Raw genomic sequence first — 9,839 nt, 5'->3', positions numbered from 1 at the left:
GAGGAAGCCTGCCGTACGGGGCACTTCGTGCAGCAGCTCACCGAGGTCAACGCAGTGCTTGCTGAGCGGGGACTGCTGAATGGGCAACCAAAGGACAACCTCCTGCTGGCCCGGCTTCACATCACCTGGGACGGTTCGATTCTCAGCGGACCCTACGGGGCCAAAATCGGCACCATTGGTGACGCGCTGCCAGACCTGACGGTAAGGGCCATCGCACTCCGGCCCGAGTCGGCGGTTGCCGCGGCGTACTACCCGTGGGACATCTACGAATCGCTGGCCGCCAAACCGTGGATCGCCCGCTACCTGGCAGCCTTGGACGCGTGGAAATTTGTCGCCCGTGAGGACCGCCCCGCCACCAAGCTGATGGGTTTCGGAGCCAGCCTTTACGGGGCCGCACTGCGGGACGGCCTGCCGTCAGCGCATGCTCCCTTCATCCTAAAGCGGGGGAGCGAGCATACCCTCCTGGACGCCAGGACCGGCCGTCTCTTCAAGATCGGTCCGGACGCCGCAGCCATTATCGAAGCCGTTTCCAACCTCCGGGACGTCAAGGTAGCGGCTATAGCCGTGGCGCCCGCGCTCAACGTTCCAGCCGCGCTCGCCGAGGAGTCCGCCCGTGCCGTCCTGCACCGCTTTGAGCAACTCGGTATCGACATTGTTGGCGGCCACTGATGACTGTCGTGCCGATCCTTCCCACCCCCAGGACCCAACTTCCCCTGTGGATACCCCTCATCACCCAGCATGACTTCGCGGGGAAAAGCCATACCGCAGTCAGTGCCAACGGCGTCCACGTCACCTACGAAGACGGCCGCCAACGCCTCTGCGCCAAGAGCGGACTTTGGAACACCAACCTGGGCTACGGAAACGAGAACATCGCTGAAGCCGTGGTCCGGGAACTTCGCGCCGCGTCCTATTTGCCGCTCTTCCGCACAGCTCACCGCACTGCAATCGAAGCCTCCAACGCCCTTCTGAGCCTGCCGGCCCACAGCTTCCACCGGGTCATCTTCTCCACCTCCGGAGGGGCCGCCAACGATGCCGTGATGAAGCTGGCTCGCCAGTACTTCGTCCTGGACGGGCAGCCTGAACGCAAACTCATCGTCGGGCTGAAGGGCAGCTATCACGGGCTGACCTATGGAAGTCAGGCACTGAGCGGTGACGAGCTGGGACAGGCCGTGTACGGAGTGGACCGGCGGAACATCCGCCACATCGGATTTGACGACGACGGCGCGGAACTGGCGCAGCTCATGTCCAGGGAAGGCCACAGGATTGCCGCGGTCATCATGGAACCCGTTCTGGGATCGGGTGCGGAAGCCGTGCCGGATGCCTTCATTGAAGAGGTCATCAAGCACCGTGATCAGCACGGCTTCCTCCTGGTCGCAGACGAGGTAGCCACCGGTTTCGGCCGGGTGAGTGGCTGGTTCGCGTCAGACGAATGGTCCCAACAGCCGGACGTCATCGTCACGTCCAAAGGGCTGACCAACGGCACCAGCGCCTGCGCGGCCCTGCTGATCGCCCGGCGCGTCACGGAGACCTTCGACAGGAACGAGTCCGTCTTCGTTCACGGCGAAACGCAGGCCGGCACACCCGCAACGTGCGCGGCGATCCTCGGCACCATCGCCGAGATGAAACGGCTGGACCACAACACCCTGACCAAGCAGGTGGCCGCCGGCCTCAACAACCTCATAGAGGAGCTGCAAAACACCCGGGGGATAGGCAACTCATCAGGGCGGGGCTGCATGAGGGCCATCAAACTGCGCTCACACAACGGAACGCCCCTGTCCTCAAACGGTGTACTGGCCGTGGTCCGGCGTATCCACGACGCCGGTGCAATCGTGCAGGCAGGGCCGGGGCGAATCCAACTTCTGCCTGCACTCATTTACACGGAGGAGAACTTCGAAGAACTGAGCACGGCCATCCATTCCGGCCTGGCCGCGGCTGAAAAAGACGGGGTCTTCGCATGATCGCCGACCACCTGTGGAGGACCCGCTGCGTCATCCTCGACGACGGCACGGCAGCCAAGTACATCGGTGGCCTGACCCGGGGGCGGACCGGTTTGGTGGTGGACAGCCACCTGGAAGCCCATCGGGACAAAATGTTGTCCAGCAACCTCAAAGGAGCTCCGGTCCTGGAGCTGCACGCGACTCCGGTCACCGTGGAAACCGTGCGGACGGTGGGCAGCTTCATCCGCGAAAACGGGCTTCAAACGGTAGCAGGACTCGGCGGCGGTTCGGTGCTGGATGCGGTCAAGCTGGCAGCACTTTTCACCGCTGACCCGAGCCTTGCCATTTTCGCCGAACGCCACGCCAAACGTTCGGGCCTCCTGGTGCTCCCGCCGCTTACGAATCCCAAAGAACGTCCCAAAACCATTCTCATACCGTCCACCGTGGGGACCGGTGCAGAAGTCAGCGCTGTAGCGTGCCTGGACACCGCCGTCGGACGCCGCTTGATAGTCTCGCGACACCTGACCGGTGATGCCGCACTGCTCGACGCCGGCCACCTCGCCACCCTGCCGCAGCAGCTGGTTTTCGAGGGGCTGCTGGAAGCGTTCCTGAGGGTGGCTGGAACCATGATCGGCAGTCATCACAGCATTTTTGACGATGACGGCCACGTACTCATTCAACGGATCGTGCGGCTGGGCCAACAGTTGGGCCACAGGGACTCTCCGGAACTGAGACTCGCCGCCGCCCGGCTCAGCATGGAAACGCACACCGGCTGGGCATTGATGGGACGCAACCCGTACGGCGCCAAGCACTGGTACGTCGCGAACGAACTCGCCTATGTCACGGGCGTACGAAAGATGACCGCGACGGCGTCGGTGATTGGTCCCATCTGGAAGGAAATCGGCCAAGGAGCCGCAACGTGGGGCGATGCCTCACGGCTCAACCAGCTGTGGAGCATGGTGACGGATGCAGATCCTGCACTGAGCCCCGAGCCCTGGATGGGCATGGAAGAGCTGATCGGGCAGTGGGGTATCGCCCGGCTTCAAACCATCACCGAGGAAACCCTGGTCCGCACCACGGACGCTGCCATCCGCAACTGGGGCGGTGGTCTTCCCATGCTCCGGGGGATCGACGCCGCGCAGATTCAGCACGTCCTCCATGCCGCCGCAGGAGGACCCCACATCTTGCCAGCCCCCACGGGAAATCTACGAGCAGGCAGGGGAAAGGAGGTGAACACATGAACAGCGCAAACGCACTCAAGAGCCTGGACCTCCACATCCAGGAACTCGAGCCCATGGATGTCCCGGATGACTGGGACGAACGAATCAAGGGCATTTCAGCCGGATTGGCACTGGTCGGCATCGCCGTCGCCATCACCTGATCCCGGTTTGGACGACACAACAACCGCGAGGGGAGGTGAACGCGCATGCAAAAACAGCTCAACATCTCCATCCAGGAGATCGAATCGCTGGACACCCCTGACTTCCAGAACTGGTTCATCGGGGTCTCCCAGGGAGTCGCAATCGGCATCATCGCCGTCAGCATCACGTAGGACCCGTCAACACCATCCACATAACAACAAGGAAGGAGGAACCAATGATCGCAAACGCGCCGCTTCAGCTGTCCATCGAAGAGCTCGAAAACCTCGACACCCCGGACGATACACCGTGGTACATCCGGGTTGGTGACGTCATCATCATCGCCGGCATCGTCGTCGGAATCGCCGCCACATAGCCGGTGCACGCGGGTGGTGCCATGTTCCGTCCCCACCCGCGTGCATCCCACCACTCTCAACCTCCCGGAGAACACGAGTTGATGAACACCGCAAAAGACAAGACCGCCGACGCCGTCCTACGGATCCTGGGCCACATGAATCCTCCAGAGGATCTCTACAGCGTGTCAGGCTCCCGCCTCTATGACCTCGTCACCGCCAACGACCTCACGGAACTGCCCGAGATCCTGACCGCAGCCCGCAAAACGGTGGGACCCATCCTTGAGTTGGCTGCCGGATCCGGCCGGATCACCCGGCCCCTCCTGACCCTGGGACGTCCGCTGACCGCCGTCGATTCTTCCCGGGAGATGCTCGCCCTGCTCAAGACCAAGGTGGACACCCAGGCGTTCAATCCGCGTGGCGTCTCCGTGGACATGGTGGAGGCCGACATGTCCGGCTTCGAGCTCGACGGCGGGTACGGTTGCGTGGTTCTCGGCGCCAGTTCCATCACCCTCCTGGACCCGGCCGGCCGCCGCGCACTGTTCCGCAGGGTCCGGGAATGCCTTGCGCCGGAGGGGCGCTTCCTGCTGACCGTCCTGAACGCGGACAGCCATCACGTGTCAGAAAACAACGACGGCGGAACCACAGTTTCGCCGTTGGGCAACGACTCCTTCCTGATCACCACGGAAAGCCGGGATCCCGCCAACGGTGCCCGCCACGTCACCATGATCCACGTGACCTTTGGTGAGGGCGGCACCTACCGTTCCTCCGCGTATGCCAGCGATATCGCCTTTGTCAGCAACAGCCTTATTGAGGAGGAGATCACCTCGGAGGGTCTCACCATCCTGGAACGCAGGCAGGTTCGCATCGCTACGCGGACCCCTGGGCTGGATGACATAGAGCTGTGGGTGTGTGGCGCATGAGCATCGATCCCGTGCGGACCCTGGATCCATCCATGGGCTTGGTCTCGGAATCCGCGGTGTACGTCCCCAACGAGGTTGGACTGTGGCGGACTGCTGGTGTGCTGGCGCACGGGCGGGCCTCGCACCCTGGGTTCGCCTCCGCCGTCGGGGCCTTTGACGTCAGGAAACGAGACTCCATTACCCGGGGTGCGGGAGAAGCTGTGGAGAGGTTCGCGTTGGCGTCGGCGCCCGGGGACGCGGAGTATCTTGTTGCTCCTACCGGCAGTGTTGATGAACGGATCGACTTCATCACCCCGGGAATGGGGCGGCCATCGGCGCTCGCCTACGAATTTCCCTGGTATCGGGCCACTAACCTTCTGACCGGAAAGGCCTCGCAGGTTCCCGCTCCGGTGGTGGACTATTGCCCCGGCCAAGCGGAGGCGAATCCGTGGGACGGCTTCTTCGATCCGTCTCCCAACGGTGCAGCGTCCGGGCCCTCGGAGGCCTTTGCACAGATTGCAGGCGTCGGGGAAGTGCTGGAACGGGACGCGTTCCTCGCGGCATGGCACCAGCGGACGCCGCTCATTAGCTTCGATGCGGCGAGGATGCCCGACGCTGTGCGGACGACGCCTGAAGCCCGGAACTTCCTCCTGCTCCTCGACGCGGCGCGGACGGCCGGCGTCGAACCGTTGTTGGCCTTCGTCCCCCAAGAGGGCAATCCGTTGGTCACCGCGGTGTGCGTGATCGCCGTCGAAGGCCAGTTTGCTGCGGTGGGGCTCAAAGCGTCCGCCCATCCTGTCTCTGCTTTGCGGGGAGCACTTCAGGAAGGACTCCAAATCCGGGAGCTCTTCCAGTCCCGTACGCCTTCCCGGACTCCCGCGGCAGTGACCGATGACGATTCCCGTGCCGATTTCTGGACCACGCCTGCAGTGATTGACGGGTTGCTCCGGTGGACCCGGTCATTCCAGCCAACCGAACTTCCGGGCATCCAACCCACTCCTGAGGTTGGGGATCTGGTTGAATACCTCGCAGGCAGGGACATCCAAACCCATTGGGTGAGCCTCAGCCACAGGCTTCCCGCGGCAGTCCAGGACATGGGATGGGTGGCCGGCAAAGCGGTATGCCCCGGCGCGGTGCCACTCACCATGGACGAGACCAAAGGACTATTCTTGCCCGGTCACTTCTCCACCCCGCATCCGCTGATATGAACCGGCTCAAAGTGCCCGCCGAACGGGCGGTCGAGTGGCCCGTACAGCTCGCGCCATCGGGGTCCATCGATGCACCGCTGGCGGCCGCCGGGCCGTGGATTGTGGCGATCAACGGTGTGCCGAAAGCGCGGGTCTCCGCCGACGTCGCAACCGTCCTTAAAGCGGTGGATGGCAGGAAGAATCCGGCCCAAGTGGCGCTCTCCCTCGGGTCTCCTTGGACAGCACAGGACGTCACGGGCATCGTCCGCCAGTTGGCACCCACAGGAATATTCGACGGCGGTGCGGCGCCGGTTGCGATGCGGCGCGTCCAGTTCAGGCCGCCCCTGACAGTGCAGTTCACCCTGTTCAACCCTGCGCCGTTGCTGCAGTTCTTCCGGCCTATGGTGGCGGCCATGGCAAGACCGGGGATGGCCGCGGTGGCACTGCTCCTCCTTCTTGGCGGGCTGGTGGGCGCATTCATGGCAGGCCCCAGTATGTGGCGCGTCCTCTCCACGCCCTTGCCGGTGGAGGCTTATCTATATGTGGTGGCGGCGATGTTCGTCTCCACGCTCCTGCACGAGCTGGGCCACGGCATGGCGCTGACATACTTCGGCGGGACACCACGCCGCATTGGCATCATGCTCTTCTATCTCTCACCGGCGTTCTTCTGCGACGTGACTGATGGATGGCGGCTGAGTTCCAGGAAGCAACGCGTTCTGGTGGCGCTCGCGGGACCCTTGGTGCACGTTGCCCTGGGTAGCGTCGTGTTGGCTGGCCAGGCGTTTCTTCCTGAGTCAGCAGTGAAGGACGCCGCAGTCCTTTATGGCGTCATTTGCTATGCCGTGGCCGTGCTCAACCTGTTTCCCTTCATCAAGCTGGACGGCTACGTTGCTCTGATGTCTGCCGTGGACATTCCACACCTCCGGAAGAAATCGCTGGAGGCGTTGTCTGAGGTGGCCGGCTACGGGATCCTCGGATGCCATCGCATGCCAGCACGGGGCCGATACCTTCCATGGTTTGGCTTCGCCAGCTTTGTTGCCGGTATTGCTTTCATGGTGGTCGGGTACCAGCGCTTGATGCCGGTCTTCCTTCAGCTGGGTTATGCAGGCCATCTGGTGGTCCTTGCGGTCCTCTGCCTGCTGTTGGTGGTGGCGCTCAAAGGAATAATCCGGTTCTTTCGGGTTGCGGCAGCCAACGGGAGCCCACTCTGGCGTCGGATCCTGGTGGTGATGCTCGGGTTGCTGACCATCGGGGTGCTGCTGGTCATCATCCCCGTCAAAGCGGTGACCGTAGCGGGTTACACCTATCAGGACGGCCAGTTGAAGATTGTGATGCCGGTCCAAGGGCCTTCCGGCGTTCTGGCGCCCGGGGACCAGGTCACGTTGCAATCGCAGGGGATGATCATCCACGAAAACCTGGGCCGGGCCACCATTGGTGACCAGCCGCCGTCGAACTCCATGGCACCCTTGGACACTTTGGTCCCGGTCGCCTTCCCCGGTGACCCAGTGCCGGTACTGACCTTCTCCAGCGAGCTGGTCTCGGGGACCAACCTCGCGACCGCCGGGCGGGCCGAAGTAACTAGTCAACGTGAGACAAGCCTGGGGGAGTGGCTCTGGGCTTCCATCACTACCTCGCCCTTGTGGCCAGGGCAAACCGGGGCGCCCTCAGACTCCACGAAAGGTCAGCCGTGACGATTCACGCAAGTTTTGAACATTTCAGCAAGAAAAGGGGATCGCGTTTTGCCGTAGAGGATCTGACGTTTGATGTCCCAGCCGGCCGCGTGGTGGGTCTGATCGGTCCCAACGGAGCAGGGAAAAGTACCGCGCTCGCGGGTCTCACAGGTTTACTGGAGGCGACATCCGGCAACGCAACGGTGTTCGGGGTCGACTACCGATCCCTCCGGCGGCCCGCCGGCATGGTTGGCGTGAACCTGGACGGGATGGACGTGGAGCCAGGGCTGACGGGCCGGCGGCATCTGCAAATCTGCCAACTCGCTGCGGGGGTGGGCAGGGAAAGTGTTGAGCGCGTGCTGGAGCAAGTGGGTCTGGCGGGCGAGGCCAACAAGAAGGTCCGGGACTACTCGCTGGGCATGAAGCAACGCTTGGGCATCGGCTCCGCGTTGGTAGGTGATCCCCGTTTGCTTGTTCTGGACGAGCCCGCCAACGGCTTGGATCCGGAGGGCATTCAGTGGTTGCGGCGTTTCCTGCGGGAGTTCGCCGCTGCCGGTGGAAGTGCGTTGGTTTCCAGCCACCAACTGATGGAACTGGAACAAGTGGCGGACCAGATTGTCATCCTCAAACAGAGGGTCCTGTTCCGCGGGACCCTCGGGGAAGCCAAAGTGCTTGGCGGTGGCAGCCTTGAAGCGGCGTACTTCAAGATTCTGGCCGGTGCCCAATGAACGGTGAAAACTTGGCCACAGCAACAAGTGGGATCCGATCCGAGCTTCTCAGGTACGTCAGCGGGTACTCCATCCTGGGCATCGTGGCGTTCAGTGCTTTGGTGCCGTGGTTCGTGGCCAACTTCCTGGGATGGCCGGACAGCTCGGGTGCATTGTCGGTTTCGGACAACATCCGGATCTTCTGGTCCTTGGCGGCAAGCATTGCACCGGTGGCGACATTTGCCGGGAGTTACTTGGTGACCCGCGAAGCGTATTACGGGACGCTTCGCCGCACCGTGGTGGCGGCCGGCATGGCCAACGTGGTGACGAGCAAATACGCGGCTGCGGTGATGGTGGGAGCCGGCACCGTCATCACGGGACTGGCGGTGTGGGGCGGGACGGTCGCGTTCTCCCTGCCGCCTGACGTTGCGCCGCAACTCCTGGCCCCGGATTCGCTGGGACTGTTGCCGGGGGTGCTGGTGGCCTCAGCAATAGCCGCCGTCTGGGGTTGCTCGTTGGGGTGGATCTTTCAGCACTACTACGCGACGACGATCCTCACCTTGGTGATTCCACTCGCCGTCGAACTGCCACTGTTGGCGAATGCTCCGGACATGGCCCGCTGGCTTCCGTCCGGCGCTTTGGCGGGAATAGCTTCCGTGCCTTTTGAGGGCTTGCTTGAACCAGTTCCGGCCTTCTTCGTGTCCCTTGGATGGCTGGCCGTTGCTGGCCTGGGCGCAGCGTGGTCCCTCCGCCGGAAGGAGCTCTGACATGGGTCCCGCCTTCCTCTCAGAGCTGCGACGGCCGTGGTTGTGGAAAGGTTCGGCGGTGGGGGCCGCACTGGTGCTGGGGTTCATTTCCTTGATGGTTCTTGCAGCTGCCCTGGAAGCCGGGCCACCCCTGGCGAGCCTCGCTGGACCACTGACGGAAGCGGGCCTGACGCTGACATTGACGGGGTTTGCAGTGGTGGGCTCTTTTGCCTTCACTGCCGATTACCGCAATGGAAGCTTCAGCCGGCGGGTCTTACTGTTCCAACGAGGGCCTGCGTTCCTTGGCCGGGCAGCCACTACAGTGCTGGCAGCGCTCATCAGCGGCGCGGTCATTGGCCTGATTTTTTTCCTGGCAGGGGAACTACTGGATGAAGCGTGGCAGTGGGGTTTGCCGGCTTGCCCGGCCTTTGCGGGGATTGCCGGCATGGGATCTGTTTGGGGGTTCGCCGCGGGGTCGCTCATCCGCAATCATCTGGTGAGCCTGTTCGCGGTCCCCCTTACTTTGCTGCTTCCCGAGATGTTGCTGGGGCCCGACTCCCGCTTCTTTCCCATCCTGGCAGCCGACTGGGCAACCCAAGCGGCTGTCAACATACCGGCTTGGGGCTCTTTCGCCGGGGCTGCAAGCTGGCTTTTAGTGGTCTTAGCAGTAGCCTTCGTCATTTTCCTGAAGCGCGACCTCGCCTGACTTTCAAACCCTTCTTCTTTAAGGAATACAAGAATGAATCGCAAACCCTTGATATGGCTGCTGCTGGCCTTGGTGCTCGCCGCCTACGCCCTTTCAATCCTCCTCTCCAGCCCGGGCCAATCGCCGTGGTCCATGATCTCCGGAATCATCATCGGGGCCGCTTCGCTGGTGATGGTGTGGAAATACAGTCGCGAGATCAGGAACAACCGGCCATCTTGACCGGGCAGGACGAAGCCCGCCTCGTAGGCGACCCAAGGGGACGCCTCCGAGGCG

Annotated in this window: 12 protein-coding genes and 1 pseudogene; all 13 read left to right on the top strand. The window is 63.0% G+C overall.

Annotated features, from left to right (window positions below):
- Positions 1-669 (top strand): annotated as a pseudogene (locus HP499_RS02540) (hypothetical protein); the annotation flags it as partial.
- Positions 669-1,958, top strand: coding sequence for a daptide-type RiPP biosynthesis aminotransferase (gene mpaD / locus HP499_RS02535; RefSeq protein ID WP_172322380.1), 1,290 nt, complete (start codon positions 669-671; stop codon positions 1,956-1,958). The pseudogene HP499_RS02540 and the gene mpaD, both read left to right, overlap by 1 nt.
- A complete protein-coding gene (mpaC, locus tag HP499_RS02530) occupies positions 1,955-3,178 on the top strand; it encodes a daptide-type RiPP biosynthesis dehydogenase (protein WP_172322379.1) in 1,224 nt (407 codons plus the stop codon). The genes mpaD and mpaC overlap by 4 nt, the downstream gene beginning before the upstream one ends.
- Positions 3,175-3,318 carry a daptide-type RiPP gene (locus tag HP499_RS02525; protein WP_155854090.1) on the top strand — a complete coding sequence of 48 codons (144 nt, stop codon included), beginning with the start codon at positions 3,175-3,177 and terminating at the stop codon, positions 3,316-3,318. The genes mpaC and HP499_RS02525 overlap by 4 nt, the downstream gene beginning before the upstream one ends.
- Before the next feature lie 45 nt (positions 3,319-3,363).
- Positions 3,364-3,489: a daptide-type RiPP gene (locus HP499_RS25365; RefSeq protein WP_256378406.1), complete on the top strand. Its 126-nt coding sequence runs from the start codon at positions 3,364-3,366 to the stop codon at positions 3,487-3,489.
- A gap of 44 nt (positions 3,490-3,533) precedes the next feature.
- Positions 3,534-3,671 carry a daptide-type RiPP gene (locus tag HP499_RS02520; protein WP_155854089.1) on the top strand — a complete coding sequence of 46 codons (138 nt, stop codon included), beginning with the start codon at positions 3,534-3,536 and terminating at the stop codon, positions 3,669-3,671.
- Positions 3,672-3,752: 81 nt separating this feature from the next.
- Entirely contained in the window at positions 3,753-4,571 is an 819-nt protein-coding gene (gene mpaM, locus HP499_RS02515; protein ID WP_172322378.1) for a daptide-type RiPP biosynthesis methyltransferase, read from the top strand.
- The gene (locus HP499_RS02510) at positions 4,568-5,758 is read left to right on the top strand and encodes a YcaO-like family protein (RefSeq protein ID WP_172322377.1); all 1,191 of its coding nucleotides are present in this window, start codon (positions 4,568-4,570) and stop codon (positions 5,756-5,758) included. Before mpaM ends, HP499_RS02510 begins: the two co-directional genes overlap by 4 nt.
- Positions 5,755-7,428 (top strand): daptide biosynthesis intramembrane metalloprotease, encoded by a 1,674-nt coding sequence (gene mpaP, locus HP499_RS02505; RefSeq protein ID WP_172322376.1) that lies wholly within the window; start codon positions 5,755-5,757, stop codon positions 7,426-7,428. The genes HP499_RS02510 and mpaP overlap by 4 nt, the downstream gene beginning before the upstream one ends.
- Positions 7,425-8,135 (top strand): ABC transporter ATP-binding protein, encoded by a 711-nt coding sequence (locus HP499_RS02500; protein ID WP_172322375.1) that lies wholly within the window; start codon positions 7,425-7,427, stop codon positions 8,133-8,135. The genes mpaP and HP499_RS02500 overlap by 4 nt, the downstream gene beginning before the upstream one ends.
- 11 nt (positions 8,136-8,146) lie before the next feature.
- The gene (locus HP499_RS02495) at positions 8,147-8,881 is read left to right on the top strand and encodes a hypothetical protein (RefSeq protein ID WP_253951339.1); all 735 of its coding nucleotides are present in this window, start codon (positions 8,147-8,149) and stop codon (positions 8,879-8,881) included.
- 1 nt (position 8,882) lies between these two features.
- The gene (locus tag HP499_RS02490; RefSeq protein WP_172322373.1) at positions 8,883-9,566 is read left to right on the top strand and encodes a hypothetical protein; all 684 of its coding nucleotides are present in this window, start codon (positions 8,883-8,885) and stop codon (positions 9,564-9,566) included.
- 33 nt (positions 9,567-9,599) lie between these two features.
- Entirely contained in the window at positions 9,600-9,785 is a 186-nt protein-coding gene (locus HP499_RS02485) for a hypothetical protein (RefSeq protein ID WP_172322372.1), read from the top strand.
- Positions 9,786-9,839 lie beyond the last annotated feature (54 nt).

The sequence above is a fragment of the Paenarthrobacter sp. CM16 genome, from assembly GCF_013179505.1.
GTDB lineage: Bacteria > Actinomycetota > Actinomycetes > Actinomycetales > Micrococcaceae > Arthrobacter.
Note: the sequence above shows the minus strand (reverse complement) of the source record. Positions and strands in the feature narration are given on the sequence as shown.